Origin of the sequence: Arthrobacter sp. NPDC058288, assembly GCF_042880995.1 — a bacterium.
Taxonomy (GTDB): Bacteria; Actinomycetota; Actinomycetes; order Actinomycetales; family Micrococcaceae; genus Arthrobacter.
On record NZ_JBHVYH010000001.1, the window covers coordinates 1,184,269 to 1,210,690 of the forward strand.

The following is a 26,422-nucleotide window of genomic DNA, read 5'->3' on the forward strand; positions in this document are numbered from 1 at the left end:
TATAGTGATCGACACCACCGGTGACGCCGCTATCCCACCAGACCAACGGGGGTCTGGAGTGTTCTTAAGGGAGTGCTAGTGACAACTCGTACTGAATCACCGCTTGCCGATGCGGACGGCGCCGTCGTCGAACCGGAACAACTGCGGAGGGCAACTCTTGCCAGCTCCGTGGGCTCCGCTCTGGAGTATTACGACTTCTACATTTATGGCCTGGCTTCAGCCTTGATTTTCGGTCCCCTCTTCTTCAAGCCCCTCGGTGAGGACGGGGCGCTGATCGCGTCATTCGCCACCTACGGCGTCGGGTTTGCTGCCCGTCCCTTCGGCGGCGTCATCTTTGGCGTCATCGGCGACAGGTTCGGCCGAAAAATGGTGCTGATCCTCACGATCGGCCTGATGGGAACCGCAAGCTTCGCCATCGGACTGCTGCCCACGTTCGAGCAGGCGGGAATGCTGGGTGCGGTCCTCCTTGTAACCCTGCGCATCCTCCAGGGCCTCGGAGCCGGCGCTGAACAGGCAGGTGCAACGACCCTGATTTCCGAGGTGGCTCCGCGCCGCCGTCGTGGATTCTTTGCTTCCCTGCCGTTCGTCGGCATCCAGTTGGGCACCCTCCTCGGTGCCGGCACGTTTGCACTGATCGCCATGGCCGACAAAGCCGTCCTTGAGGGCTGGCTGTGGCGTGTGCCGTTCCTGGCCAGCATCATCCTGATTGCAGTAGCCATCTTCATCCGGCTGCGGCTCAAGGAGACGCCGGTATTCCAGGAGCTCGAAAAGCACAAGAACGTGGTCAAGAACCCCATCGGCCAGTTGTGGAAGCACTCCAAGAAGAACGTCCTGATCGGCATCGGGCTGCGCATGGGCGAGAACGGCAACTCCTCGATCTACTCCGCACTCCTGATCGCGTTCCTGGCGGCCAAAGACGGCGTATTCCCGGGCGACAAGTTCATCGGACCCGTGGGCCTGCTCATTGCCGCCGGCTTTGCCGCCGTCATGGTGGTCACGTTCGGCGCACTCTCGGACCGCTATGGCCGCGTCCCGGTGTACCGCTACGGCGCCCTGTTCCAAGCCGTCATCGCCCTCCCGGCGTTCTACCTCGTGACGCTCGGCAACGTGACACTCGTCTGGGTGGTCATGGTGGTCGGCATCGCCATCGGCGTCCAGTCCATGCTTGGCCCCCAGTGCCCGCTGCTGCCTGAACTGTTTGGTTCCCAGTACCGCTTCACCGGAGTGGCCATGAGCCGTGAACTCTCAGCCGTTATGGCCGGCGGCCTTGTGCCCCTCGTGGGAGCGTCACTCCTTGCGGCGACGGATCACTCGTGGCTGGTGCTCGCCATCTATTCGCTGGTGCTCGCGCTGATCTCCTTCGCCACCACGTTCTTCACTCCGGAGACCGTGGGCCGCGACCTCATCCTCACGGAGGATGCGAGCTAAACGCCGGCCCGCAACGCCGGAACTGCATTCCAGCCCGCAGGACGTGGCTCCCTCCGTACGGAGGGAGCCACGTCCTTTGCTGCGCCTGCAGCGGCGTCGCGCCTGATTCAGGACCTGTTCCGTTCAATTGACTCGCCGATGATCCGCGCCCCTTCGGGGAAGGCGCCCGGGTTGGACCCGGAGTAGTTGAGGCGGATGAACGCGCCGGCGGGTTCGGCCGGGAACCACTCGCGCCCGGCGGCGATGATGACGCCGTGGCTTTCGCAGTCACGCGTCAGTCGTACGAGGTCCGTACCGTCGGGCAGGCGGGCCCAAAGGTTGAGCCCTCCCTTGGGGACCTGTTCGATGTGCGCCTGCGGTGCGTGCTCGCGGATGCTGGTCACCAGTAGGTCGCGGCGCGACTGGAGCTGGTGGCGGAGGCTGCGCAGGTGCGTATTCCACCCCGGCTGCGTCACGACGTCCAACGCTGCGGCTTGGAGCAGCCCGCTGACGTACATCGACTCGGCTGCCCGGTCCGCGAGGATGCGCTCACGTGCCGGGCCGCGCGCGATCACGGCGGCAATGCGGATGGCCGGCGACACGCTCTTGGTCAGGGAACGCAGGTACACCACATGGCCGGAGTCGTCGCGCGAGGCGACGGGCACAGGACTGGTGGTGATGCCGAAATCGTGCGCCCAGTCGTCCTCCACCAGGAATGCGCCCTTCCCCCGTACCACCTCGAGGACCTCTTCCCCCCGCCCTGGCGCCCACTGGGCACCCGTTGGGTTCGCGTAGTTGGGTTGCGCGTAGAAGAGGCGCGCGCCGGTTTCGTCAAACGCCCGGGCCAGTTCCGCCGGGTCCGGGCCGTCCGGACCGCTGGGTACCGGGACAACGCGGACTCCGGCCTGGGCCGCTGCGAGGATGGCTCCCCAGTAGGTGGGGGATTCCATCAGCAACGGCTGTCCCCGGCCGGCGAGAGCGCTGAAGATGGAGCTGAGCCCGCTCTGGCTTCCCGGCAGCACGACGACGTCGCTTGGGTTCGGCGGGGTGGTTCCGGCGGGAGTCGCGGCTCCCAGTTCGCGGGCAAACCACGATTGCAGTTCCGGCAGGCCCGCTGCGGGAGGACGGGACAAGGCTGCGTCGCCACGGGCTGCCCGGGTGAGTGCGGCCCGCACCAGCCGCTCGGGGAGGAGTTCCCGGTCCGGATAGCCCGAGTGGAACGCGATGGCGTTGTTCGCGACGTCGCGCATGGTGGTGGAGGCTGACGGAAGTGGCGCCAACGGTGACCGCAGGGCCGCAGTCTGCCAGCCGTAGTCCGCGGGACGCGCAGTCCGGACGGCCCGGACGAAGGTCCCCACGCCGGGCCGGCTCTCGACAAGGCCCTGCGCCGTGAGGGTCTGTAGCGCCTTCTGCACGGTCACTGGACTTGCCTGGTATTCGGCCACCAGCGACCGGGTGGAAGGCAGGCGGGCTCCGGGTGCTGCTGTGGCGATCCATTCCCGCAGTCGCGTGGCAATCCGGGAACTGCTATCGTTATTCATGAAAGACAATAGTAGCGCTACTACGCGCGAAACCCCAGTGATACTGAACCGGCACCCCTCCGGCCTGTGGTGGGGCACCCTTGGAGTAGCGGCATTCTCGTTCACCGTCCCGTTCACCAAGGTCGCCGTCGCGGGAATGTCACCGCTGTTCATCGGATCCGGACGCGCGGTCGTGGCCGCTGTCCTGGCCGCTGCCGCCCTCACGCTCGCGCGCCAGCGACTTCCCCGCGGCGTGCAGTGGGCCCGCCTCGCGGTGGTGGCCGCCGGCGTCGTGATTGGCTTTCCCTTGCTGACATCCTTCGCGCTCGCCAGCACGCCGGCCAGCCACGGCGCGGTGGTCATCGCACTGCTCCCGGCCGTGACGGCGACGGCGGCGGTCCTGAGGGGCCGCGAGCGTCCACCCATGGCGTTCTGGCTCATCAGCGGTGCGGGCGGGCTGGCGGCCATAGCTTTCGCATCCATGCAGTCCGGGGGATTCGGTCAGCTGCACGCAGCCGACCTGCTGCTCCTTGGCGCAGTAGTGGCAGCGGCCATCGGCTACGCGGAGGGCGGCCTGCTGGCCCGTGAGCTCGGCCCCTGGCAGACCGTGTCCTGGGCATTGGTGCTTGCGTCGCCGTTCATGGTGTTCCTGACGCTGGTTGCCATCGTCCAGCAACCGCCGTCGGCCACTCCCGTCCAGTGGGCGGCGTTCGCCTATCTCGGCGTGGTGAGCATGTTCTTCGGGTTCTTCTCCTGGTACCGGGGCCTGGCCATCGGCCCCATGGCGCGGGTCAGCCAAGTACAGCTCACCCAGCCAGTACTGAGCATTTGCTGGGCCGGGCTCCTACTGGGCGAGGCCCTAACCTGGACCACCATCATCGGTGGCCTGGCCGTCATTCTCTGCGCCGGCGCAGCTGTCCGGGTCCGCCTCAGCCCGGTGCCGGCTCCGCGGCCCAACCTTCACGCCACAAGATCCCTCCAGCCCGCAAAGGATTAGCACCATGTACACCCCCGCCCACTTCGAAGCCGGACCTGGCGCCATCAGCGACCTCCTGGCCCGGCCGGCCGCAGCCAATCTGGTCACCATGACCTCTCAGGGCCTACTCGCAACCTTGTTGCCGTTCGTTTTCGATCCGTCTGTCGGAGACCACGGCGCCCTGCACACCCACCTGGCCCGGAACAACGCGCAGTGGTCCGAACCGGCGATAGGCGAGGCACTCGTCATCGTCCAGGGTGCGGACGCGTACATATCGCCGTCCTGGTACGCCTCAAAGGCTGAGCACGGGCGCGTCGTCCCCACCTGGAACTACACGACGGCGCACGTATACGGCGAGTTGGTGATCCACGACGACCCGGCCTGGCTGGCCGGCCAGGTCAGGCGGCTGACCGGGGTGAACGAAGCGGGCTTCGACCACCCATGGAGCGTGGCCGATGCCCCGGAACGCTACATTGCCGGGCAGTTGCGCGCCATCATCGGCGTTGAGCTGGTGATCACCAGGATCGAAGCGAAGGCCAAGCTGAGCCAGAACCGGCCCGATGCGGACATCGACGGTGTGGTGGCGGGACTTGCTGCCCGGGGCCAGGCAGAGAGCGCCGCCGACGTCGAGCGGGCAAGGCAGCCGTGAGCGCATGTAAGTCCGGAGCGCACAGCACAGGGCGGCCCCTCCGTTCGCCGGAGAGGCCGCCCGTGTGGTGCGGTGTGCCGCGCAGTCTGATGGACCGCGGATTAGTGCGGCTTAGTAGAAGTGCACGGTGTCCACGAGGTGGGGGAGTTCCCCGCCGTCAAGGAACGTGCGCAGGTTGCTGCTGAAGCGTTCGGCGATCAGCCGGTTCTCGGCTGCGCTCAGCGCCGAGGTGTGCGGGGACACCATCACCTTGGGGTGGTTCCAGAGCGGGCTGTCCTGCGGGAGGGGTTCGACGGCGAACACGTCCAGGCAGGCGTACGCCACCTGGCCGTTGTCCAGCGCTTCCAGGAGCGCGTCCTCGTCCACCACGGTGCCGCGGCCCACGTTGACGAAGACAGTTCCCGGCTTCATGGCCGCGAACACGTCACGGTTGAACAGCTTTTCCGTGTAGGGCGTGCCCGGCAGGGTGTTGACCACTGCGTCAGCCGAAGCGAGCAGGCCGGGCAGTCCGTCGTTGTCGGCAACGTCGACGATTCCCTCGATCGGCTCCACGTTCCGTTTGGTGCCGCTGACCTTCATTCCGAGTGCGCGGGCGATGCGGGCCGTCTCCAGCCCGATCTCGCCGAGGCCGGTCACGACGAGCGTGGAGCCGTTGACCAGGCGCGTCGGCGTCCGCAGCTCGGGCCACGCCTTGGCTGCCTGGTCCGCCGCGAGCTCGGCGCTGCGCTTGAATCCGTTGAGGATACCCAGTGCGGCGAACTCCGCCAGCGGTAGTGCGTGGACACCGGCCGAGGTGGTGACCTTGAATTTCTGCAGCGTTTCCTGGTCCAGGCCGGATGCCTTCACTGCACCGCCGGCACCCGCGGCCATGGCATGGATCCACTGGAGCCGGGGGTTGCTGCCTGCAATGCGGGCCAGTCCGGACGGGCTCTCGTTGGGAAAGCCGTAGAGGACTTCAGCCTTATTCAGCATGTCCCAGTACCGTTCCTCCTGTTCCGGAGTGCGTTTGAAGTCCGGGTCGCCCGCGTGGTCGGCGGGAAAACGTTCGGGCGGGAGGAGGTCGGGTTCATAGAGGACGGTCACGGAAGGATCTACGGCGCGGATGCGCTCCACCAGCTCAGCTTCGAGCGGGACGGCGATTGCGACGGTGGTTTTAGTCGTCATAGTGTTCATCATACTGAATGGCGGCTAGGATATTGAACAGATTTCCTCCCATTAACCCGACGATCAACCACGATGAAGTGAGGTACCGCTGCCGATGAATGTGCAGACAAACGCTGGGGCGAGCGAAGAGCTGAGCCGGAAGAGGGCCGGTTTCGTCGGGCTGGGCCTGATGGGCGGCCACATGGCGGCCAACCTGCTGAAAGCCGGCTGGAGCGTCACCGGTTGGAACAGAACCGCGGCCGCCCTGGACGGCTTCGCGGCGCGCGGCGGCATCCGTGCCGCTGACGTTGCGTCGCTCCGCGACGAACCGTTCATTATCTTTATGCTCCCGGACCTGTCCTACATCGAGGACGCGGCGGCCGGGCTCCTCGCAGGCTGGGTCGAAGAGCCGCCCCGGCCCGGCACTGTCGTTGTGGTCATGAGCAGCGTGTCGCCGGCAGCGGTGCGGGACTTCGGCGCGACGGTATCCGCCGCGAGCCGGGGCAACGCCGTCGTGGTCGATGCACCCGTCAGCGGCGGCACCAAAGGTGCCGAGGACGGAACCCTCGCCATCATGGCCGGTGCTGAGGAGGGGGACTTCCAGCGGCTCCGTCCCCTTTTCAACGCCATGGGCAGCACAGTCAGGCGGCTGGGGCCACTGGGTTCCGGATCGCTGGCGAAAGCCTGCAACCAGCTCATCGTGGGAACCACGACGGCGGCGCTCGCCGAAGCCGCCGAGCTCGCCGAACGCTCCGGCATGGACGTTGCGGCGTTGTACGAGGTGCTCTCCGGCGGGCTGGCCGGCAGCAGGGTCCTGGACATCGTCGGGCCCCGCCTCGTTGCGAAGGACTACGAGGCCACGGGACCGGCGAAGTTCATGCATAAGGACCTTTCCTTCGTCCTGGAAAGTGCCGCAGCCGTGGAGGCGGCCGTACCCATGGCAACGGCCGGCGCCGAATTGTATGCCGAGCTGAAGCGCCAGGGACTCGGGGACCTCGACCTCGCCGCCGTCCGGCAAACCATCGCCAATCTCAGCAGCGACAAGCAGCAGCCACAACCCGTAGTCACCAACAATTGAGGAATAGCGAACGATGAGTGCACTTTTTGACCTGACGGGGCGTGTTGCCCTGGTGACCGGTTCGAGCCGGGGGATCGGCAATGCCCTGGCGCGGGCGCTGGCTGATGCGGGCGCCACGGTGGTGCTGAACGGGATCAACCCGGAACGGCTGAAGGATGCCGCGGCCGCGATGGGCGCCGACTATCCGCCGGGCCGGGTGCACAGCTGTGCCTTCGACGTCACCAGCGACGCCGGGGCCGCGCAGGGCATTGCGTGGGTGGAGGAGAACGTGGGGCCGCTGGAGATCCTGGTGAACAATGCCGGCATCCAGCACCGGGTGCCCATGCTGGAGCTGGATGTGAAGGACTGGGAACGGGTGATCTCCACGGACCTGACGAGCGCGTTTTTGGTGGGACGGGAAGCGGCGCGGCACATGATTCCGCGCGGCCGGGGCAAGATCATCAATATCTGTTCGGTGCAGGCCGACCTGGCCCGCCCGACCATTGCCCCGTACATCGCGGCCAAGGGCGGGCTGCGGAACCTGACCCGGGCCATGACGGCGGAATGGGCGTCCTCGGGCCTGCAGATCAACGGCATCGCGCCGGGCTACATCCACACCGAGATGACGCAGAACCTGGTGGACGATGAGCAGTTCAACGCCTGGATCCTGGGCCGCACCCCGGCGAACCGGTGGGGGACGGTGCAGGACCTGGCCGGCCCGGCGGTCTGGCTGGCCTCGGACGGTTCGGACTTCGTGAACGGCCAGACCATCTTCATCGACGGCGGAATGACGGTGGTGGTCTGATGTCGATGTCACCGGAGTCCGTCAGCGCAGCCCTTCCCGTCGCAGGCCTTCCCGTCTCGGGCCCGGCGGTTGTTGCCCATGCCGCGGGCGATCTGCGGATCGACGACGTGCCTGTCCCGGCCCCGGCTGCCGGTGAAGCGGTGGTGGAAGTGGCATTCGGCGGCATCTGCGGCTCGGACCTGCACTACTGGCTGCACGGTGCGGCCGGTGAATCGATCCTGAAGGCGCCCCTGGTGCTGGGCCACGAGATTTCCGGGACCGTGGTCCGCGCCGCGGCGGACGGCACCGGCCCGGCCGCGGGGACCGCCGTCGCCGTTCATCCGGCCACACCCGGACCCGGCGCGGCTCGGTATCCGGCGGACCGGCCCAACCTGTCCCCGGGCTGCACCTATCTGGGCAGCGCCGCCCGTTACCCGCACACCGACGGGGCGTTCAGCCGGTACGTGAACCTGCCGGCGCGGATGCTGCGCGCGCTGCCGGAGGGACTTAGCCTGCGCACGGCCGCGCTGATCGAGCCCGCCTCCGTGGCATGGCACGCGGTGTCCCGCGCCGGGGACGTCGCCGGGAAGACTGCCCTGGTGATCGGCAGCGGCCCCATCGGCGCGCTGGCCGTCGCGGTCCTGAAACGGGCCGGCGCGGCCCGGATCGTGGCCGTGGACATGCATCCCAAGCCGTTGGAGATCGCTGCGGCCGTGGGCGCGGACGAGGTCCTCGCGGCCGGCGACGCGGAAGCGATCGCCGCCGTCGAGGCCGACGTCGTGATTGAATCCTCCGGCAACCACCACGGACTGGCATCAGCCATCCAGGGCGCGACCCGCGGCGGCACGGTGGTGATGGTGGGCCTGCTGCCGTCCGGGCCCCAGCCCGTCCTGATCTCCCTGGCCATCACGCGGGAACTGGAGCTCAAGGGTTCCTTCCGCTTCAACGACGAGATCGACAACGTCATCGCAGCCCTCGCCGACGGCACCCTGTTCGTTGACCCCGTGGTAACCCACGAGTACCCGCTGGAGCGCGGAATCGAGGCCTTCGAGGTGGCCAGGAAATCCGCAGAATCGGGAAAGGTGCTGCTTGACTTCAGCCCTGTTGGAGGGGAATGAAAACCCTGGGCTGGTCCCGCCAGCCGGCTTCCATCTCCGAAATCGTCTCGCGCATGATCAGGCTGGAAGCCTCACGGGCTCCGGCGGCATCCCCTGCGGCGATGGCCTGGGCCACGTCCACATGCCACTGCAGGGCGGTGTCCCGGGGGTGGTCCGGCATGAGTCCGTGCACGGTCCGTCCCGTGAGGGTTTCGGCCACCTGCCCTACCAGGTTGGCAAACATTTCGTTGCCGGAACCAGTGAGGAGGAGCGAATGGAACCGGATGTCCAGCTGCAGGAATTCCGCCGTCTTGCCGGCCTGGCCGGCGTCGCGCATTGCCAGTGACACATCCAGTAATTCCCGGCGGATCTCCTCCGGGGCGTTTGCGGCGGCCAGTTCGGCGGCCACGGGTTCGACGGCGGAGCGCAGCTCCGCGAGGGACCTGAGCTGTGCGCCGCGGCCCTCGCCGGCAAGGCGCCAGCGGATGACCAGGGGATCGAAGGGGTTCCAGCGGCTTGCCGGCAGCACCCGGATTCCGACGCGCTTGATGGTTTCCACCAGGCCGAGGGACTGGAGGACCCGGACCGCTTCACGGACCACCGAGCGCGAGACCTTCAGCTCGTCTTCGAGCTGCTCAGCCAGCATCACATGGCCCGCGGGAAGCGCGCCGCTGACGATGCGGGTGCCGAGGTGTTCGATGGCGCGGTGGTGGAGGCTGGTTGACATAGTCGTAAGCATAATCTGGCCGGCGCTGCCGTCCTGTGCGTGCACTGACCCCGCCGGGCGTCCGCCCGGCGAGACGCCGGCGGCATCATAGACTGTTTTGTGACGCGCCACCTTCCAAAACGTGGGCGCAACTTTCCGGTAGTCGGCGGAAATACATATGGTTTATTGACAGCCACTGGTTCTTAAAGCGTGTTCCGCAGGAAGTGCGGAACAGAATGCACACGTTGCACAGAAATGAATTGGAGTTTTGATGTCAGCACACATCGGTGTCACCGGCCTTGCGGTGATGGGGGCCAACCTCGCCCGCAACCTGGCCCGGAACGGCTTCACCGTTGCCCTGCACAACAGGTCTGTTGAGAAGACTGACGCGCTGCTGGAAAAGCACGGACACGACGGCGACTTCGTGCGTACCGAAACCCTCCAGGAGCTTGTCGATTCCCTGGAAAAGCCGCGCCGCGTGCTCATCATGGTCAAGGCCGGCAAGCCGGTTGACTCCGTGATCGAGCAGCTTGAACCCCTGCTGGAGGCAGGGGACATCATCATCGATGCCGGCAACTCCCACTACGAGGACACCCGCCGACGCGAAGCCGCCCTCGCGAAGAAGGACCTGCACTTCGTGGGCATCGGTGTGTCCGGCGGTGAGGAAGGTGCCCTGAACGGCCCGTCTATCATGCCCGGCGGCTCCAAGGAGTCCTACGACGCCCTTGGACCGCTGCTGGAAAAGATCGCCGCACACGTTGACGGCAAGCCGTGCTGCGCCTGGATCGGCACCGACGGCGCCGGCCATTTCGTAAAGATGGTCCACAACGGCATTGAATACGCCGACATGCAGGTCATCGGCGAAGCCTTCGACCTCCTCCGCTCCGGCGCAGGCATCGAGCCGGCCGAGCAGTCCAAGATTTTCGCAGAATGGAACAAGGGCGAGCTCGCCTCCTTCCTGATCGAAATCTCCGCCGAAGTCCTCGGCCACGTGGATACCCGCACGGGCAAGCCGTTCGTCGACGTCGTGGTGGACGCCGCCGGCCAGAAGGGAACCGGCCGCTGGACGGTCATCTCCGCTCTCGAGCTGGGATCCCCGACGTCGGGCATTGCCGAATCCGTGTTCGCGCGCGCACTGTCGTCCCAGACCGAACAGCGCAAGCTGGCCCAGGAATTGCTCGCCGGTGAGGAAATCGCCGTCGAGGTTCCGGAAACGTTCGTTGAGGACGTCCGCCAGGCGCTGTACGCCTCCAAGCTGGTTTCCTACGCCCAGGGCCTGGACATGCTGACCTCGGCCGCGAAGGAATACGGCTGGGACCTGAAGCTGGACGAGATCGCTTCGCTCTGGCGCGGCGGCTGCATCATCCGTGCGGAACTGCTGAAGGAAATCACCAAGGCGTACGCCGCGGACGAAAAGCCGGCCAACCTGCTGTTCGCACCGGCCTTCACCAAAGCCATCGCCGAGGTGCTGCCGGCTTGGCGCCGTGTTGTTGCCACTGCTGTGCAGCTGGGCATCCCCGTGCCGGTGTTCTCCTCCTCGCTGGCTTATTACGACGGCCTGCGCCGTAAGCGCCTGCCCGCTGCCGTGATCCAGGGCCAGCGCGACCTCTTCGGCGCGCACACCTACGGCCGTGTTGACGCCGAAGGCACCTTCCACACCCTCTGGGGCGAGGACAAGTCCGAAATCGAGGCAGTGGACACCCACTAGCTTCAACGCCACACCGGGTCAGATATCAACGGCCGGCGCTTCCCGGATACTCTGGGAGGCGCCGGCCGTTGGAGTTAACGGGCCTAGTCCGTCCGATGACAGCCGTCCGTCCGCTGATTTGCCGTTTCCAAGGAGTGCAGCCCATGTCGCAGCCAGTAGCGTTTGTCACCGGTGCGTCCGCCGGCATAGGGTTCGAGGCAGCCAGGAAGCTTACGGAGCACGGATTCGTTGTGTATGCCGGGGCCCGGCGGATCGGAAAGATGGAGCCGCTAAAAGCGTTCGGAGTGAACGTGCTGGCCCTGGATGTCACGGATGAAGCGTCCATGGCGGCCGCCGTGGGCGGAATCCTTGAGGCCCATGGCCGGATCGACGTCCTGGTGAACAACGCCGGCTACGGATCCTACGGATCGCTGGAAGAAGTGGAGTTGGCCGAAGGACGGCGGCAGTTTGACGTCAACGTCTTTGGCCTGGCCCGCATGACCCAGTTGGTCCTCCCTGCCATGAGGGCTGCGGCGCAAGGGCGGATCATCAATGTGTCCTCCATCGGCGGCAAGATGTACGAGCCACTGGGTGCCTGGTACCACGCCACGAAGTTCGCAGTCGAGGGCCTGAGCGACTCGTTGCGCCTGGAACTCAAGCCCCACGGGATCAAGGTGTCAATCATCGAACCGGCGGGAACACAGACGGAGTGGGGGTCCATTTCCGGCGAAAGCCTGCTGGAAACGTCCGGGCACGGTCCCTACCGGGACCAGGCCAAAATCGTCGCAGCGGCGCTGGCCTCCACCGAAAGCTCCGGCATGTCCACGCCTCCGGACGTCATTGCCGATGCCATTGTCCACGCCGCGACCGCCGCCCGGCCGAAGACGAGGTACCCGGTAGGCAAGGGGGCGCGCGCCATCCTGACCCTGCGAAGGATCCTGCCGGACCCCGTCTTCGACGTGGTGCTCTGGACCATTTACAAGCGGTTTGCCGCCTAGATCCGGTATTCGATGTAGTACTCGGCCGGATCCACGGCGGGCTTGGTTTCCCGCTGCGCGTCACGGTGGCGCCACGTTGCCGGGACCCCGGTGATGATGGATTCCGGAGGAGCGTCCTTGACCACCACGGCGTTGGCGCCCACGGCGCTGTCGTGTCCGATGGTGATGGGGCCAAGGATCTTGGCGCCAGCGCCGATGGTCACGCGGTCTCCGATGGTGGGGTGACGCTTGACCTTTGCCAGTGAGCGTCCGCCCAGGGTCACGCCGTGGTAGATCATGACGTCTTCACCGATTTCCGCTGTTTCGCCAATGACCACACCCATGCCGTGGTCGATGAAGAACCGCTTGCCGATGGTGGCGCCCGGGTGGATCTCGATCCCGGTCAGGAAGCGCGCCAGCTGTGAAATCAAGCGGGCGGGGAAGCGGAGCGAGGGATTCTGCCAGAGCTTATGCGTGAGGCGGTGTGCCCAGATGGCGTGCAGGCCGGAGTAGGCAAAAAAGTTCTCAAAAGAACCTCGAGCCGCCGGGTCGTGCGACCTGGCGGCGTCGAGGTCTTCCTTAAGTCTTGCGAAGAAGCTCACAAAGACCTTTCTACAGGAAACGGTGAATGTCGGGCTAAGGCCTAGCCCCGGATGTCGTCATAGAGCACGGTGGAGATGTAACGCTCGCCGAAGTCGCAGACAACAGCGACGATGAGCTTACCGGCATTCTCCGGGCGCTTGGCGAGTTCGAGGGCTCCCCAGACGATGGCACCGGAGGAAATGCCGCCCAGGATGCCTTCCTTGACTCCGAGGTCGCGGGCGACGCGGACAGAGTCTTCCAGGGTGGCGTCCAGGACTTCGTCGTAGACGTTGGTGTCCAGGATTTCGGGGATGAAGTTGGCGCCGATGCCCTGGATCTTGTGCGGCCCGGGAGCGCCGCCGTTGAGGATGGCGGAGTCCTTCGGTTCGATGGCGACGATCTGCACGTCCGGCTTGCGTTCCTTCAGGACCTGGCCCACGCCGGTGACGGTGCCGCCGGTGCCGATGCCGGCGACAAAGATGTCCACCTTGCCGTCGGTGTCGGACCAGATTTCCTCTGCAGTGGTGGTGCGGTGGATCTCCGGGTTGGCTTCGTTGGCGAACTGCTGCGCCCAGATGGAGTTCTCCGTGTTGGCCACGATCTCCTGGGCCTTTTCCACGGCGCCCCGCATGCCTTCAGAGCCGGGGGTCAGGACGATTTCCGCGCCGAACGCGCGGAGCATGACACGGCGTTCCGTCGACATGGTCTCCGGCATGGTCAGGATGACCTTGTAGCCGCGGGCCGCACCCACCATGGCCAGGGCGATGCCCGTATTGCCGGAGGTGCCTTCGACGATCGTTCCGCCGGGCTTGAGGGCGCCGGACTTCTCGGCGGCGTCGACGATGGCCACACCGATACGGTCCTTGACGCTGTTGGCCGGGTTGTAGAACTCGAGCTTGACCGCAACCTGGGCGTCGAGGCCCTCAGTCAGCCGGTTGAGCCTTACCAGCGGGGTGCCGCCGACAAGCTGGGTGACGTCGTCGTAGATCCGTGCCATGTATTTGTGCCTATCTCTGAAGAGTTCTCTGAACAGCGAATACTGAGGTCAGCCTAACGAGGGCGGCGGGACCGCTGCTAAGCATTAAGCCATGCAGAGTAATATTTCCGTGCCTTCGCCAGTTTCGGGTTGATGATCACCTGGCAGTAGCCCTGCTCCGGATGCTTGGCGTAGTAGTCCTGGTGGAAATCCTCTGCCACATGGAACACGGGCAGCCTGCTGACCTCGGTGACGATCGGATGTGCCCACAGCGCCTGGTTCCGTTCGATGGCCTCTTCGAAGAGGATCTTTTCCTCCGTGGTCTCGTAGAACATGGAGGAGCGGTACTGGGTGCCGACGTCGTAGCCCTGGCGGTTGAGCGTGGTGGGATCGTGAAGGGCGAAGAACATGTCCAGGATGATCTCTGCCGGGATCACGTCCTCCTCGAAGCTCACCGCAACCACTTCGGCATGGCCTGTGGTGCCGGAGCAGACGGAGTAGTAGTCCGGATGGCGGTCGTGGCCGCCGGTGTAGCCCGAGATGACCGACGTGACACCTTTGGTTTTTTGGTAGACGGCGTCAAGGCACCAGAAGCAGCCTCCGCCAAGCACAAAAGTTTTCATGTCCTCTTCAATGGTTGAAGCGCGCTGATGATTCCCCCACCACCTTACGAGACTGTTACGGGTGCAGGCGAAGCCGGCGGATAGGGTAAAAATGAGGGTATGGAACCTGTGAACACCGACGTTGCAGAAGACGCGCGAAATACTGCTGATCCCGCCGGTGAGGAGCCCGCCGGGGCCGCCGAATCCGCTGTACCCACGCTCGGCGAGGTCCTGCTCGCAGTGGAAGAGCTCTGGCCGGAGTCCCTCGCCGAGGAATGGGACGAAGTGGGCCTGGTCGCCGGCCACCCCTCGGCAGAAGTCAGCAGGATCATGTTTGCGGTGGACCCCACCCTTGACGTCATCGAGGAAGCCATTGAGTGGGGCGCCGAGCTCCTGATCACGCACCATCCGCTGCTGCTGAAGGGGGTAACCTCCGTTGCGGCCACGACTGCGAAGGGCAAGGCGGTCCACCGCCTGATCGAGTCCGGGACCGGGCTCCTGACCGTCCACACCAACGGTGATTCCGCCGTCGGAGGCGTCTCCGATGTCCTGGCGGACGCCCTGGGCCTCCACGATGTGGTGCCGCTCACGCCCGCCCCGAACGGCCTGCCGGAAGAAGGCATCGGCCGGGTGGGCGACCTTGAAGACGTCATGACGCTGGGAGACTTCGCCGCGCGGGTCTTCGGCATCCTGCCCTCGGTGGCCGGCGGCGTGAGGGTCTCGGGAGACAAGGACGGCCTGGTGCGGCGCGTCGCCGTGTGCGGCGGCGCAGGGGACTCCCTGTTCAACGAGGTCAGGGCGAGCAACGCGGATCTTTTCGTAACGGCGGACCTCCGCCACCACCCTGCGTCCGAAGCCCGTGAGAACGCCCTGAACGACCGGCCCTACCTCATCGACGTTTCCCACTTCGCCAGCGAGTGGCTGTGGCTGCCGGCGGCGGCTGAAGCATTGGGCAACGTCCTCAACGACCAGGGCCACGACGTCGACATCAGGGTCAGCACCACCAACAGCGATCCGTGGGACTTCATTCTGACTCCGGGCGGGGACTAGAGTCTAAACTGCGCCGGTCCGGTGCCCGGCTGCGGCCGGTAGGAACAAGCGGAGGTAATAGTGGCCAAGGCAGCACCGGCGGAACAGTTGAAATTGCTCGAACTGCAAGGACTCGACGCCAGGCTCAAATCGCTGTCCAACCGCCGCCGGACCATCGAAAGCGATCCACGCATCAGCGACCTCCAAGCGGCGCTGTCCGTTGCCAACGGCGAACTCGGAGCGGCGAAAGTGGCCGTTCACGACGCCGAAGCCGAGCTCAAGCGCTCCGAAGCGGACGTGGAGCAGGTGGCCTCGCGGATCGAACGGGACGAAGCACGGCTGAACAGCGGCACCGGCCTGTCCAAGGACCTTGTTGCCCTGCAAAGCGACATTGCCTCGCTCAACAAACGCCGGTCGGCCCTGGAAGACGTGGAACTGGAGGTCATGGAACGCCTGGAGGGGCTCCGTGAACGTCAGTCGGCCCAGCAGAAGATCGTGGACGACGTCCAGGGCTCCTTTGGCGGGATCCGCGCAGAGCTGGACGCCGCCCTGGCAGAGATTGCCGCCGAGGCCGCAGAGGTGGGCGCCAAGCGTGCAGAGTTCGCCGCCGGCCTTGATGCCGGCCTGCTGGCCATTTACGAAAAGACCCTGGCCAAGCGCGGAGTCGGCGCAGCCCGGCTCTTCCATGGAAAGTCCGAAGGCTCGGGTATGCAGCTCAGCCCCGGCGACCTCGCCGAGATCAAGGCAGCGGCGGAGGACGACGTCGTATTTTGTCCTGACTCCGGGTGCATCCTGGTCCGCTCGGCGGAGTGGGCCTAAGCCTCCAGAATGATGTTGAGGGCGTGCGCCTTGCGCGCTGTGCCTTCGACCAGTTCGGCATCCCACTTTTCGCGGGTTGCTTTCAGCAGCTGGGACGGGGTCCGGGGAGCGACGCCCCGGCGTGTCAGCAGGTGCCGGGCCAGCTCGCCGCGGGTGTGCTTGGCGAAGTGGCTGACCACCTTGCGCACGCCGTTGGTTTCGGTGAAGACGTTGACGGCGACCGTCTGCGCCGGCGGGGGAGCCCAGGCGGCGGAATAGGTGCTCGAGCGGCAGTCCACCAGGAGCTCCCCTTCGGTCTCGGCCGCCAGGGCCTCCGAAATCTGGGGCTTCCAGAACGAGGCGAGGCGTCCGACGTCGGGCAGTGACGTTGCCATCGACAGCCGGTAGGCGGGCACCCTGTCAGCAAAGCGGATGGCGCCCCAGAGTGCGGAAATGACCAGTACCGATGCGTCCGCCCTGCGGCGCTGCGCCGCCGTCAGCGACTGATAACCCAGCGCGTCGTACAGGACGCCGGAGTAGACCTGGTGCGCCGGCGCCGCCGGTTCAGTATGCAGCCGGGTGTTGCGTTCGACGTCGGCACTCAGCGAAGCGCCCACGCCCAGCAACGCCAGGGCGTCCCGGTGGGCACTGACGTTACCCAGTGCCTCGAGGACCTTCGCGCGGTAGGTGTTCAGTCCCGGGAAGCTTAGGGCGGTCCAGTCGACGGCTTCACCTTGGACAGCGGGGGTTTTGCCTTCGGACGGCGGGAGCAGAATCAGCACCGTACGATCTTACCGGCGGCAGGGATCGACGGCGTGCGGTGCCGCCCTCAGGCCAGGTTCCGGCCCAGGAATGACAGGACGTCCGGGAGGATGGAACGCCAGTAGCCGCTGTTATGGCCGCCGTCCTGGAATCCGCCCTCGTGTTCTCCCGGCAGCCCGTTGACGTAGTCCTTGACGCTGTACAGCAGGTTGTCCGAGGTGCCGCAATCGATTCTCTTGGGCAACGTTTCCAGTTCCGGCCTGAGCGCGAAGATGTCGTTGGCCGTGAAGTCTGCGGCGCTGTCAAAGTTGTCCGCGCGTCCGGCGTCGTACAGGCTCCAGACTGCCGGGCTCATCGCTGCGACGGCGCGGAGTCCGGGGATCCGGTGCTGGGAGGCGAGGAGGAGTGCCCCGAAACCGCCCATGGACAGACCGAAGGCGGCGAGCCTGCCGGTGTCGAGGCCCTGGCCCGCAAGGAGGGGGATGAATTCCTCCACCACCATGGCCTGGGCGTCGGCGCCGGTGTCCCGGCGGTGCCACCAGCTTTCGCCGCCATCCACCGCCGCAACCGCGAATGGAGTCCCTCCGCGGGCCACGTGCTGGGCCAGGAGCCGGTCCGCCCGGAGATCGTCGAAGACCATACGATGGTCCGCGCCCGTCCCGTGCAGAAAGACGGCAACGGGGAGGGGACGCTGATCGCCGCCGTGGCCGGCCGTAACGGCCACTGACCAGTTCGTGTCGGTGTCGGGGCGGAACTTCGACGTGAAGGATCCGCTGCGCACTTCCGCGGCCGGCCCCTCGGGGCCGGCGCTGACGGGCGCGCAGGCGGCCAGTACGGCGGCAGTCACGCCGCCGGCTCCGAGTTCCAGCAACCGCCGGCGTCCGAGCGTCGGAATTTCCATACGCCGATCATAGAGGCGGAGGCTCCGGATATCAGGCCGGCTCAGGCCGCCTTGACCGGCGGTTTGGCGGCAGCCGTCGCCGCCTGGTTCTCGCGTGCAAGAAATGCGGACAGTTCGCCGATAGTACTCATCAGCGGCGCGGGGAAGACGACCGTGGAGTTCTTGTCCACGGCGATTTCCACCAGGGACTGCAAATTCCGCAACTGAAGGGCAAGCGGGTGTGCCATCATCGTGTCCGAAGCGTCGCCGAGGGCCGCTGCCGCGATGGCTTCGCCTTCAGCGGCGATGATCTTCGCCCTCTTCTCCCGCTCGGCCTCGGCCTGGCGGGCCATGGCGCGTTTCATGCTGTCGGGAAGCTGGATGTCCTTCAGCTCCACGAGCACCACCTCGACGCCCCAGGCCAGGGTCAGCTGATCCAGGATTTCCCGGATGTCACTGTTAATTCGCTCGGTTTCGGACAGCGTCTGATCCAGGCTGTGACGGCCCACGACCTTCCGGAGCGTGGTCTGGGCGATCTGGTCGATTGCCGCTGCGACATTCTCGATCGCCACGACGGACTTCACTGCGTCCACCACCCGATAGTAGGCAACCGCGGAGATGTCCACGCTGACATTGTCCTGGGTGATGATTCCCTGCGACTGGATGGGCATCGTCACTATCCTCAGGCTGACCAGCGGAAGGCGGTCGATGACCGGAATGATGAACCGAAGTCCCGGCATCCTGATGCCAATGACCCTCCCAAGCCGGAAGAGCACTCCCTGCTCGTATTGCCGGACAATCCGGATGGACATCTTGAGAATGATGAGCAGCAAAAGTGCGACGGCGACGGTGATGTACGTACCGGTGGGGTCCATCAGGATCCCCTCCTTCTTGCCTGGTGTGGTCTTGTTCCATTGTCCCACCAAGGGATCAAAAAGCGCCCTGCGCCCGCTGCGCAACCTGGCGCCCGGTGTTGCCCGTAGAATGGACCGCGGATGGGTTGACCAGGCGGCCGCGCGTCACGTAAGTGGCTCGAGGAACGTCCGGGCTCCGCAGAGCAGGGTGGTGGGTAACGCCCACTCGGGGTAACCCGCAGGCCAGTGCCACAGAGAACAGACCGCCTGCCTCGGTCCGTGTACGCACGGTCCGTGAACAGGTAAGGGTGAAACGGTGGTGTAAGAGACCACCAGCTTCCCGGGTGACCGGGAAGGCTAGGTAAACCCCACCCGGAGCAAGGCCAGACAGGGCACGTTCGAGGGCTGCTCGCCCGAGTGTCCGGGTAGGCCGCTGGAGGGCGCCGGCAACGGCGTTCGTAGATGGATGGCCGCTATTCCCGCACCGGCAACGGCGCAGGAACACAGAACCCGGCGTATCGGTCAACCCATCCACCACAAGCACGCGGAATCCGCGGCCCGGCGCCGGTAACCGCACGTGACGCCGGTAACCGCACGTGACAACGAAAGGGGCGGGCACCGTGTGGTGCCGGCCCCAGCCCGTCAAGACCTGGTTTCAGGTCAGGCCTTGGCCTTCCGTTTCACCCAGCCCCAGGCCGCCGTAGCGACAAACAGGATGAGGCCGACGACGGCAAGCCACAGCAGGCCCTTCACGACAAAGCCCAGGATCGAAAGAATGAGCCAAATGACAAGTAGTGCAACTATGAGTCCCATTCGGACATCCTATGTCAAGGCGGGACGCTTCTGCGTGTGAGTGACTTCACGCTTTTCCGGGCGCGGGAGAACCCTCCGCCGCCCTAGAATGGATAGCGAACGTAGAAGTTCTGCCGCCGGGTCTGCGTTCGCAGCCGGCGGTTTTCTTTGCGCTTCTCCAAGGTGTCCGGGGTGGACCGAATCCCCGCCGATGCCTGTGCCCCGGAATACCTCCGGTGGCCGACATCCGCATACGAGGACGTATGTGGTTGACCCAAGGAAGGTAGTTCTGTGAGCCAGACGTCAGATTCTTGTCTTGATACGTGGATGGGCCGTGAGGCGCTAGCCGAGGCCATGATCCCGGTCATCGGCCGGCTGTACCGCGAGAACAACGTGGTTACCTCCATCCACGGCCGCAGCCTGATCAACAAGTCCACCATGAACATCCTCAAAGCGCACCGCTTTGCGCGCCGGATGAGCAAGGACGAGCTGCTCCTGGAAGAGACGGCCCCGCTGCTGGATGCCCTCGCCGGGCTGGACCTGGGCGCTGCGGCAATCGATATCGCCCGCCTGAACCAGAAGTTCAAGACCGAGGCCAACGGTGCAAGCCTGGATGAGTTCCTGCGCGCCGAACTCGCCGACATCGTCGGCAAGCGCGGCGGCGACGACCGCACCAGCACCGACGTCGTGCTCTACGGATTCGGCCGCATCGGCCGCCTGCTCGCGCGCCTCCTCATCGAAAAGGCCGGTGGCGGCCACGGCCTCCGGCTCCGGGCCATCGTGGTCCGCCGCGGCTCGGACAACGACCTCGCAAAGCGCGCCAGCCTGCTCCGCCGGGACTCCGTCCACGGCTCGTTCGAGGGCACCATCAAGGTGGACACCGACAGCAACACCATCACGGCCAACGGGGTCCAGGTCCAGGTCATCTACTCGGACAACCCCTCCACGGTGGACTACACGGCTTACGGCATCAAGGACGCCCTCGTAGTGGACAACACGGGACGCTGGCGCGACGCCGAAGGCCTGTCCCAGCACCTCCTGAGCAAGGGTGTTTCACGCGTCCTGCTCACGGCACCGGGCAAGGGCGAGCTGAAGAACATCGTCCACGGCATCAACCACGGCACCATCCTTGACTCGGACAAGATCGTGACGGCCGCCTCCTGCACCACCAACGCCATCACCCCGGTCCTGAAGGCGATCAACGACAAGTTCGGCGTGGTCCACGGCCACGTCGAGACGGTCCACTCCTTCACCAACGACCAGAACCTGATCGACAACTTCCACAAGGGCGACCGCCGGGGCCGCTCCGCCGCGCTGAACATGGTGATCACCGAAACCGGTGCCGCCAAGGCCGTGGCCAAGGCCCTGCCCGAACTGCTGGGCAAGCTCACCGGCAGCTCCATCCGCGTTCCCACCCCCGATGTCTCTCTGGCCATCCTGAACCTGAGCCTGGAGCACGGCACCACCAAGGACGAGGTCAACGACTACCTGCGGCAGATGTCCCTCCACTCGGAGCTGCGCAAGCAGATCGACTACATCGATTCCCCCGAGGTTGTTTCCACCGATTTCGTCGGTTCGCGCCGCGCAGGCATCGTTGACGGCCTGGCCACCATCTCCAACGACAAGAACCTTGTCCTCTACGTCTGGTACGACAACGAGTTCGGCTACAGCTGCCAGGTAGTCCGCGTGATGGAGGAAATGGCCGGCGTCAACCCGCCGTCGTTCCCGGTCAAGGAACCGGCCGCGGCGCTGGCAGCAATCGCGGTCTAGTTTCCCGCGCAGGTCCGTTCTGTGGTTTCCCGGCCGATGCTCTGGCCTCGGCCGGGAAACGGACCCAGAATGGAGACATGGAACACGAATCGACTCTCGAACATGAAACCACCCTCGAGCACGCCCTCGACGTAGCGCGGAAGAACCATAAGGAAGCAACCCGCCTCCTTGACCAGGCGCGAGTGGCGCATGCCGCGGGAGAGATTCCCGACAGCAGGATCAAACAGCTTGAGGAGCTGCTCGACCTTGCCGCCGACGACCTCAAGCGTGTGTTGAAGGAGCAGTAAGTACTCCTCCACACTGTGGATAGAGACCAGGTTGTCGGTGGCCTGCCCTACGCTCGTTCCGTGCATATGGATCTCCACCGGGCAAGGCAACCATGACCACCAGCTGGGCGGAATACCGCCGTGCCCGCCGCCGCTCCCGTCAGGCCTGGGCTGTATTAGCCGTGCTGGCCGTGGGACTGGTTTCCACGGTGTGCTGGTTCTTCACCGCAGGCCAGTTCGCCGCGGCGGAGCCGGCTGCCGCCGGCCCCAGTGAGGCCCCTGTCCTGGATAGTGCCTGGATGAAGGCCGTTCCCTCGGTCCGGCCAGTGCCTGAGGGCCGTGCCGTGGATGCGCTGGAGGTACTCGCGGTAAAAGGCCGGGCGGCCAACGACAATTACGAGCGCACCGCATTCGGCCAGGCCTGGCTGGACGTGGACCGCAATGGCTGCGACACCCGCAATGACATCCTGCGGCGGGATTTGGACGGCGCGCAGTTCACGGAGGGCTCGCGTTGCCGTGTGGCCGGCGGTACTTTCCACGAGCCGTACACGGGCGCGGTCGTCACGTTCGCACGGGGCGCGGAAAGCAGTAAGGCCGTCCAGATCGACCATGTGGTGGCTCTCGGTGACGCCTGGCAGAAAGGCGCCCAGCAGCTGACTCCGCAACAGCGCCAGAGCCTGGCCAACGATCCGCTCAACCTCGTGGCCGCTGAAGGTCCCGCCAACCAGGAGAAAAGCGCTTCGGACGCGGCCAGCTGGTTGCCAAAAAACAAGGCCTTCAGGTGCCACTATGTGGCCCGCCAGATTTCCGTTAAGGCCGCCTACAGCCTCTGGGTGACCCCGGCGGAGAAGGACGCCATGAAGCGGGTGCTCGCCTCCTGCCCGCAACAGCAGACTGTCATACCGCGGTAGGGGAGCGAGGGATCCTGCGCCTTAGTGACCGAACGGGTCGGGGTCGACGCCGGGCATCCACGTCAAACCGGGGACCCCCCAACCGCTCCGTTTAGCCTGTTTCATGGCTTTCCGGGCATAGCGGTCCATCAGCCGGTTCACGTAGAGCTTGCCGTCCAGATGGTCGTACTCATGCTGGATGATCCGGGCAAACCAATCGGTCGCCTCAAAATCCACCGGGTTCCCGTCGCCGTCGAACCCCTGCACCCGCGCCCACTCGGCGCGCTTGAGCGGGTATTGGCCGCCCGGAAACGACAAGCAGCCCTCCACTTCCTCATCCGGGTCCGGCAGTGCGCCGGACACCTTGGACAGCGTCAGGACGGGATTCACCACAACTCCGGCAGGAGGCACGCCGTCGTCGTTGGCGTATTTGTAGACGAAGAGGCGCTTGCCCACGCCTACCTGGGGGGCCGCGAGGCCCACGCCGTTCGCGGCGTCGTTCGTTTCGAACATGTCGGCGATGAGGGTGCGGAGTTCGTCGTCGAAGACTTCCACTTCGGCGGCCCGGCGGTGGAGAACCGGCTCACCCCAGATGGTGATCGGCAGAACGGTCATGTCAGGCGGTTCCTTTGATGCAGTGCGGTGAAACACAAAAGGCCGCACCGGATATCCGGTGCGGCCTCCTTGCTGGACGGCGGCAATACCATCCTGTGAGGGTGAGCTACGGGGGTTGAACCCGCGACCTCCTGGACCACAACCAGGCGCTCTGCCAACTGAGCTAAGCCCACCATGTGCCTGAGGACCATCCGGCTAACCGGCTGTCTTGGAAGGCAACGTCATATAGCTTACCTGCTCCGCGGGACTGTTTTTGCCACTTTTGCCGGTTTCGCCGAAATTTCCCGCAAACGTGGCGCAGATTACTTTTCCGAGGCCTCCGCCAGGGGCTCAGCGGAGGCCATGACCGACTTGGAAATCCGCTGCGCGGTGGCACTGTCCGGCCCCGGTGCGGGAACGAAAATTGCCTCCCGGTAGTAACGCAGCTCATCAATGGAATCCTTGATATCACCGAGCGCGCGGTGCCCCCCGTGCTTGGCCGGCGCCTGGAAGTATGCCCGGGCGAACCAGCGACGGGAGAGCTCCTTGATGGTGCTGACGTCAATGACCCGGTAGTGCAGGTGCTCCACAACGGCGGGCATGTCCCGGGCGAGGAAGACCCGGTCGGTTCCCACGGAATTCCCTCCGAGCGGAGCCTTGCGGGGATCCGGAACCCACTTTGCGATGTATTCCATGATCACGGCCTCCGCCTCTGCCATGGTCTTGCCGTGCGGAAGCTCTTCGAGCAGCCCGGAGCGCGTGTGCATGTCGCGGACGAAATCATTCATCTGGGCCAGCGCGGCATCGTCCGGGCGGATGACGACGTCGACACCGTCACCGAGGATGTTGAGTTCGGAGTCCGTCACCAGGGCGGCCACCTCAATAAGGGCGTCGTTCTTGATGTCCAGGCCGGTCATCTCGCAGTCGATCCAGACAATGCGTTCGTTAGTTATAGGCACCCGACCAGCCTACCGTTCAGCTGCCACGGAGCTGTCCGATGCTAGGATTTCGGATACGTGGCTGTGCCTCTTTTTCATTGCTGCGGCCCCACCCCTGCCGGCATGCCCGGCTTCCACCGGGTGAAAAACGCCCCACAACAGATTGGACGATCCTGAGATGACGGCGCCTGTGCCTGCGGCGGGAAAAGTGGCTGCCGGTAGGTCACCGGAGCCGGCCGCGGCCGAAGTGGACAACGCCCTCTCGCCGCTCCTTTCGGGGTTCGCAGGGTCGATGTTCATGGCGATCGGTTCGCTCGGCGTCGGCTGGCTCGCGCCTGTCTCCGAGCTTCGCCGCCTGCCGCTGTTCATCTGGATGCGCACTGAAGCCGTAGGGGTGGCCCTCTCCATCGTGCTGCTGGCCGTGGGCGGCATGCTCCTGGTGCGTGCCTGGCTTCGCCTCGGCCAGCGTGTCCGGGTCTGGGGCGCGGGCGCCCGCAGGGCCACCCTGCAGGCTGTGGCACTGTGGGGGCTGCCGATGATGTTCTCCGTCCCGCTCTTCAGCCGGGACGTGTACGCCTACATCGGGCAGGGCCGCCTGATGGTGGAAGGCTTCAATCCCTACGAAAACGGGATTTCGGCGCTGTCCAACTATTTCCAGCTCGGTGCCGACAAGATGTGGACCGAAGCGCCGGTTCCCTATGGCCAGCTGTTTCTGTGGATCGAGCAGCTGGTGGTGTGGTCCACGAACGTGCAGCCGGAGGCAAGCATCATGCTGTTCCGCGTCGCCGCCCTCATCGGTGTGGTGCTGTGCATCGTCTATGTTCCCAAGCTGGCGGAGCTCCATGGCGTGAATCCGCACCGGGCGCTGTGGCTGACGGCAGCCAACCCGCTGTTCCTCACCAACTTCATCGCCAGCGTCCACAACGATGCGCTCATGATCGGACTGGCGCTGGCCGGACTCTACTACTGCGCCACCAGGCGGGTGGTGTTCGGCCTGGTGCTCGTGACGTTGTCCATTTCCGTCAAGCCCATCACTATTGTGTTCCTGCCTTTCATCGGACTCCTGTGGGCCGGGAAGAACGCCGGCTGGCCGCGGAAGTTTGTCTTCTGGGGTCTCACTGCCGGGATCAGCCTGGGCATCCTGTACGCCATGAGCCTGGTGAACGGCTTCGGCTTCGGCTGGGTGAACGGGCTGTCCGCTCCGGGCAGCATCTGGATCTGGTACGCGCCGGTCGGCCTGCTGGGCCTCGTGGTGGCTTCCATTTCCAACGCGTTCGGACTTGACGGCTGGGGACTGGCCAAATGGGTTTACGACGCCGGTAAGCTCCTCGCCGTCGGAATTGTGGCGTGGCAGATCTTCCGCGGCGACCACGACCGCCTGATGCGGCGGCTCACCCTGGGGTTCGCGGCAGTGGTCCTGCTCGCCCCCATGATCCAATCCTGGTACGTCGTCTGGCTCATCCCGCTGTTCGCCGTCACCGGCATCCGCGACGACTGGCAGGTGAAGGCCCTCTATTTCATCGTGTCCTTCTTTATGGTCTACGCCATCTCCGACCAGCTGGAAGTCTTCCCGTACCTGCAGACGGAGGACCTGGGCCTGCCCTTGGCCCTGGCCCGCAACGCGGCGGCCATCATCGCGCTGATGTTCGCGCTGTACCTGATCTTCCTGGATCCCAAAACCAAACAGCTGTTCAGCAAACCCGATGAGCCGGTGACCACCCGCCCGGTCATCTAGCCGGAGTAGACGGCACGACGGCGGTGGCCCCACCACGTAGCGGGTGCGGGCCGGGCGCTGTGTCCCGGAACGCAGCGCCCGGCCCGCACAGACGTTCTCACGGCATCCGCCGCCGCTGTTCAGTCCACGGTGAGATTCCGGAGGGCTTCGCGGCGGGAGAGCGGGCTGAGGGCGGTTTCGTGGCCGGCCACGAACTGCCGGACCCAGGCCGGATCCGTTTTCGCGTACTCGCGCAACGCCCAGCCGATGGCTTTGCGGATAAAGAACTCCCGGTCTGCCAGGTTGGCCTCGATGACCGAGGCGAGCAGCTCCGGATCGGTAGCGGCCTTAGCGCCTAGCTGGGCGGTGATGGCAGATCTGCGGACCCACATGTCGGGGTCTCTGCTCCAGGAACGGAGCATCCGGTCAAGCTCCGGGCGGTGTGCCTGCAGCAGCGCGCAGATCCGGTGCGCCACTCCGTCCACAAGATCCCACCAGGCACCGGTGCGGATGATCTCCTCGTACACCGGAAGCATCTCCAGCCGGCCCCTGGCCAGCCGCGCATCCGTCAGGTCGATGGCGGCGTACCGCTCTTCCCGGAACTCCGCTGAACGCCAAAGCTCCAGGACAGTGTCCCGCAGTTCCTCGAATGAACTGCAGGGCCACTGCGCGGCTGCACCATTCGTGATCTTCCGGACTTCGGGAACCCTGACTCCCAGCGCCGGCATGTCCGATTTCATGTAGGCCCGGCTTCCCGCGGCCCGGACCGGATCCGCCGCGGTCCCCAGGCTGCTGCGGATCCCGGCGATCAGTTCCTCGTTGGCCATGACGGAAACTCTACTGGCGCGCCGGCCGCCGGGCGGCCGACAGCGAGCAAACAGTGGCCGTCTCCGCGGACGGTCCTGTTATCCCCCGTGCCCTGACAGGCCGGTGGGTGGTGCGCTAGAATAGTGAGCGCTAACACACACTTTC

At 65.5% G+C, this 26,422-nt stretch carries 27 protein-coding genes, 1 tRNA gene and 1 other RNA gene; 15 read left to right on the forward strand and 14 right to left on the reverse strand.

Annotated elements, in window-relative coordinates:
* Window positions 1-78 precede the first annotated feature (78 nt).
* The gene (locus ACFVWT_RS05650) at window positions 79-1,428 is read left to right on the forward strand and encodes an MFS transporter (RefSeq protein WP_390245995.1); all 1,350 of its coding nucleotides are present in this window, start codon (window positions 79-81) and stop codon (window positions 1,426-1,428) included.
* Window positions 1,429-1,535: 107 nt separating this feature from the next.
* Here ACFVWT_RS05650 and ACFVWT_RS05655 read toward each other — a convergent pair whose 3' ends face one another.
* Window positions 1,536-2,948, reverse strand: a complete 1,413-nt coding sequence (locus tag ACFVWT_RS05655) for a PLP-dependent aminotransferase family protein (protein ID WP_390245997.1) — start codon at window positions 2,946-2,948, stop codon at window positions 1,536-1,538.
* On the opposite strand from ACFVWT_RS05655, the gene ACFVWT_RS05660 reads away from it, so the two are divergent.
* Both ACFVWT_RS05660 and ACFVWT_RS05665 read left to right on the forward strand, forming a co-directional pair.
* Window positions 2,947-3,924: a DMT family transporter gene (locus tag ACFVWT_RS05660; RefSeq protein ID WP_390245999.1), complete on the forward strand. Its 978-nt coding sequence runs from the start codon at window positions 2,947-2,949 to the stop codon at window positions 3,922-3,924. The two genes, ACFVWT_RS05655 and ACFVWT_RS05660, sit on opposite strands and share 2 nt — an antisense overlap.
* Before the next feature lie 4 nt (window positions 3,925-3,928).
* Window positions 3,929-4,552, forward strand: coding sequence for an FMN-binding negative transcriptional regulator (locus ACFVWT_RS05665; RefSeq protein ID WP_390246001.1), 624 nt, complete (start codon window positions 3,929-3,931; stop codon window positions 4,550-4,552).
* A gap of 111 nt (window positions 4,553-4,663) precedes the next feature.
* Here the strand turns inward: ACFVWT_RS05665 and ACFVWT_RS05670 are convergent, their stop codons facing one another.
* Window positions 4,664-5,728, reverse strand: a complete 1,065-nt coding sequence (locus ACFVWT_RS05670) for a D-2-hydroxyacid dehydrogenase (RefSeq protein WP_390246003.1) — start codon at window positions 5,726-5,728, stop codon at window positions 4,664-4,666.
* 82 nt (window positions 5,729-5,810) lie between these two features.
* Between ACFVWT_RS05670 and ACFVWT_RS05675 the strand changes: the two genes are divergently transcribed.
* Genes ACFVWT_RS05675 through ACFVWT_RS05685 form a run of 3 tightly spaced genes read left to right on the forward strand, consistent with a single transcriptional unit; the run spans window position 5,811 to window position 8,654 of the window.
* The gene (locus ACFVWT_RS05675; protein WP_390246005.1) at window positions 5,811-6,773 is read left to right on the forward strand and encodes an NAD(P)-dependent oxidoreductase; all 963 of its coding nucleotides are present in this window, start codon (window positions 5,811-5,813) and stop codon (window positions 6,771-6,773) included.
* Between the two features lie 13 nt (window positions 6,774-6,786).
* Window positions 6,787-7,557 carry an SDR family oxidoreductase gene (locus tag ACFVWT_RS05680; protein ID WP_390246007.1) on the forward strand — a complete coding sequence of 257 codons (771 nt, stop codon included), beginning with the start codon at window positions 6,787-6,789 and terminating at the stop codon, window positions 7,555-7,557.
* The gene (locus tag ACFVWT_RS05685; RefSeq protein WP_390246009.1) at window positions 7,557-8,654 is read left to right on the forward strand and encodes an L-idonate 5-dehydrogenase; all 1,098 of its coding nucleotides are present in this window, start codon (window positions 7,557-7,559) and stop codon (window positions 8,652-8,654) included. Before ACFVWT_RS05680 ends, ACFVWT_RS05685 begins: the two co-directional genes overlap by 1 nt.
* Here ACFVWT_RS05685 and ACFVWT_RS05690 read toward each other — a convergent pair.
* Window positions 8,632-9,360: a FadR/GntR family transcriptional regulator gene (locus tag ACFVWT_RS05690; RefSeq protein WP_390246011.1), complete on the reverse strand. Its 729-nt coding sequence runs from the start codon at window positions 9,358-9,360 to the stop codon at window positions 8,632-8,634. The two genes, ACFVWT_RS05685 and ACFVWT_RS05690, sit on opposite strands and share 23 nt — an antisense overlap.
* Window positions 9,361-9,610: 250 nt before the next feature.
* Here ACFVWT_RS05690 and gndA point away from each other — a divergent pair, with 250 nt between their 5' ends.
* Window positions 9,611-11,047: an NADP-dependent phosphogluconate dehydrogenase gene (gndA, locus tag ACFVWT_RS05695; RefSeq protein ID WP_390246013.1), complete on the forward strand. Its 1,437-nt coding sequence runs from the start codon at window positions 9,611-9,613 to the stop codon at window positions 11,045-11,047.
* A 143-nt stretch (window positions 11,048-11,190) separates the two neighbouring features.
* Window positions 11,191-12,024, forward strand: a complete 834-nt coding sequence (locus ACFVWT_RS05700; RefSeq protein ID WP_390246015.1) for an oxidoreductase — start codon at window positions 11,191-11,193, stop codon at window positions 12,022-12,024.
* Here ACFVWT_RS05700 and epsC read toward each other — a convergent pair.
* The 3 genes from epsC to msrA form a co-directional block, all read right to left on the reverse strand.
* Window positions 12,021-12,605 carry a serine O-acetyltransferase EpsC gene (epsC, locus tag ACFVWT_RS05705; protein ID WP_390246017.1) on the reverse strand — a complete coding sequence of 195 codons (585 nt, stop codon included), beginning with the start codon at window positions 12,603-12,605 and terminating at the stop codon, window positions 12,021-12,023. The two genes, ACFVWT_RS05700 and epsC, sit on opposite strands and share 4 nt — an antisense overlap.
* Window positions 12,606-12,646: 41 nt before the next feature.
* Window positions 12,647-13,582, reverse strand: coding sequence for a cysteine synthase A (gene cysK, locus ACFVWT_RS05710; RefSeq protein WP_011692288.1), 936 nt, complete (start codon window positions 13,580-13,582; stop codon window positions 12,647-12,649).
* 77 nt (window positions 13,583-13,659) lie between these two features.
* Window positions 13,660-14,184 carry a peptide-methionine (S)-S-oxide reductase MsrA gene (gene msrA, locus ACFVWT_RS05715; protein ID WP_390246019.1) on the reverse strand — a complete coding sequence of 175 codons (525 nt, stop codon included), beginning with the start codon at window positions 14,182-14,184 and terminating at the stop codon, window positions 13,660-13,662.
* A gap of 99 nt (window positions 14,185-14,283) precedes the next feature.
* Between msrA and ACFVWT_RS05720 the strand changes: the two genes are divergently transcribed.
* Together ACFVWT_RS05720 and ACFVWT_RS05725 are read left to right on the forward strand one after the other, a co-directional pair.
* Complete coding sequence (locus tag ACFVWT_RS05720) at window positions 14,284-15,213, forward strand: Nif3-like dinuclear metal center hexameric protein (RefSeq protein WP_390246021.1); 930 nt, start codon at window positions 14,284-14,286, stop codon at window positions 15,211-15,213.
* A gap of 60 nt (window positions 15,214-15,273) precedes the next feature.
* Window positions 15,274-16,011 carry a zinc ribbon domain-containing protein gene (locus tag ACFVWT_RS05725; protein ID WP_390246023.1) on the forward strand — a complete coding sequence of 246 codons (738 nt, stop codon included), beginning with the start codon at window positions 15,274-15,276 and terminating at the stop codon, window positions 16,009-16,011.
* Here ACFVWT_RS05725 and ACFVWT_RS05730 read toward each other — a convergent pair.
* From ACFVWT_RS05730 to ACFVWT_RS05740, 3 genes are read right to left on the reverse strand one after another with little or no spacing between them, the layout of a single operon-like run.
* The gene (locus tag ACFVWT_RS05730) at window positions 16,008-16,772 is read right to left on the reverse strand and encodes a YaaA family protein (RefSeq protein WP_390246025.1); all 765 of its coding nucleotides are present in this window, start codon (window positions 16,770-16,772) and stop codon (window positions 16,008-16,010) included. The genes ACFVWT_RS05725 and ACFVWT_RS05730 overlap by 4 nt on opposite strands.
* Window positions 16,773-16,819: 47 nt before the next feature.
* On the reverse strand, window positions 16,820-17,653 hold the full coding sequence (locus ACFVWT_RS05735; protein WP_390246027.1) for an alpha/beta hydrolase: 834 nt from the start codon (window positions 17,651-17,653) through the stop codon (window positions 16,820-16,822).
* Between the two features lie 41 nt (window positions 17,654-17,694).
* Window positions 17,695-18,507, reverse strand: a complete 813-nt coding sequence (locus ACFVWT_RS05740) for a slipin family protein (protein WP_390247086.1) — start codon at window positions 18,505-18,507, stop codon at window positions 17,695-17,697.
* A 121-nt stretch (window positions 18,508-18,628) separates the two neighbouring features.
* Between ACFVWT_RS05740 and rnpB the strand changes: the two genes are divergently transcribed.
* An RNA gene (rnpB, locus tag ACFVWT_RS05745) (RNase P RNA component class A) lies at window positions 18,629-19,020 on the forward strand.
* Between the two features lie 126 nt (window positions 19,021-19,146).
* Here rnpB and ACFVWT_RS05750 read toward each other — a convergent pair.
* Window positions 19,147-19,299 carry a hypothetical protein gene (locus tag ACFVWT_RS05750; protein WP_390246029.1) on the reverse strand — a complete coding sequence of 51 codons (153 nt, stop codon included), beginning with the start codon at window positions 19,297-19,299 and terminating at the stop codon, window positions 19,147-19,149.
* Window positions 19,300-19,569: 270 nt separating this feature from the next.
* On the opposite strand from ACFVWT_RS05750, the gene ACFVWT_RS05755 reads away from it, so the two are divergent.
* From ACFVWT_RS05755 to ACFVWT_RS05765, 3 genes are all read left to right on the forward strand, one after another.
* A complete protein-coding gene (locus ACFVWT_RS05755) occupies window positions 19,570-21,048 on the forward strand; it encodes a glyceraldehyde-3-phosphate dehydrogenase (RefSeq protein ID WP_390246031.1) in 1,479 nt (492 codons plus the stop codon).
* 77 nt (window positions 21,049-21,125) lie between these two features.
* Window positions 21,126-21,335, forward strand: a complete 210-nt coding sequence (locus ACFVWT_RS05760; protein WP_390246033.1) for a hypothetical protein — start codon at window positions 21,126-21,128, stop codon at window positions 21,333-21,335.
* Window positions 21,336-21,427: 92 nt separating this feature from the next.
* Window positions 21,428-22,225: an HNH endonuclease family protein gene (locus ACFVWT_RS05765; protein WP_390246035.1), complete on the forward strand. Its 798-nt coding sequence runs from the start codon at window positions 21,428-21,430 to the stop codon at window positions 22,223-22,225.
* A 21-nt stretch (window positions 22,226-22,246) separates the two neighbouring features.
* Here ACFVWT_RS05765 and def read toward each other — a convergent pair whose 3' ends face one another.
* From def to orn, 3 genes are all read right to left on the reverse strand, one after another.
* Window positions 22,247-22,819, reverse strand: a complete 573-nt coding sequence (gene def, locus ACFVWT_RS05770) for a peptide deformylase (protein WP_390246037.1) — start codon at window positions 22,817-22,819, stop codon at window positions 22,247-22,249.
* A 100-nt stretch (window positions 22,820-22,919) separates the two neighbouring features.
* Window positions 22,920-22,992: transfer RNA gene (locus ACFVWT_RS05775), tRNA-His, on the reverse strand.
* 129 nt (window positions 22,993-23,121) lie between these two features.
* The gene (gene orn / locus ACFVWT_RS05780; RefSeq protein ID WP_390246039.1) at window positions 23,122-23,757 is read right to left on the reverse strand and encodes an oligoribonuclease; all 636 of its coding nucleotides are present in this window, start codon (window positions 23,755-23,757) and stop codon (window positions 23,122-23,124) included.
* Window positions 23,758-23,914: 157 nt separating this feature from the next.
* On the opposite strand from orn, the gene mptB reads away from it, so the two are divergent.
* Window positions 23,915-25,471: a polyprenol phosphomannose-dependent alpha 1,6 mannosyltransferase MptB gene (gene mptB / locus ACFVWT_RS05785; RefSeq protein ID WP_390246041.1), complete on the forward strand. Its 1,557-nt coding sequence runs from the start codon at window positions 23,915-23,917 to the stop codon at window positions 25,469-25,471.
* Between the two features lie 119 nt (window positions 25,472-25,590).
* Here mptB and ACFVWT_RS05790 read toward each other — a convergent pair whose 3' ends face one another.
* Entirely contained in the window at window positions 25,591-26,277 is a 687-nt protein-coding gene (locus ACFVWT_RS05790) for a DNA alkylation repair protein (protein WP_390246043.1), read from the reverse strand.
* Window positions 26,278-26,422: the final 145 nt, after the last annotated feature.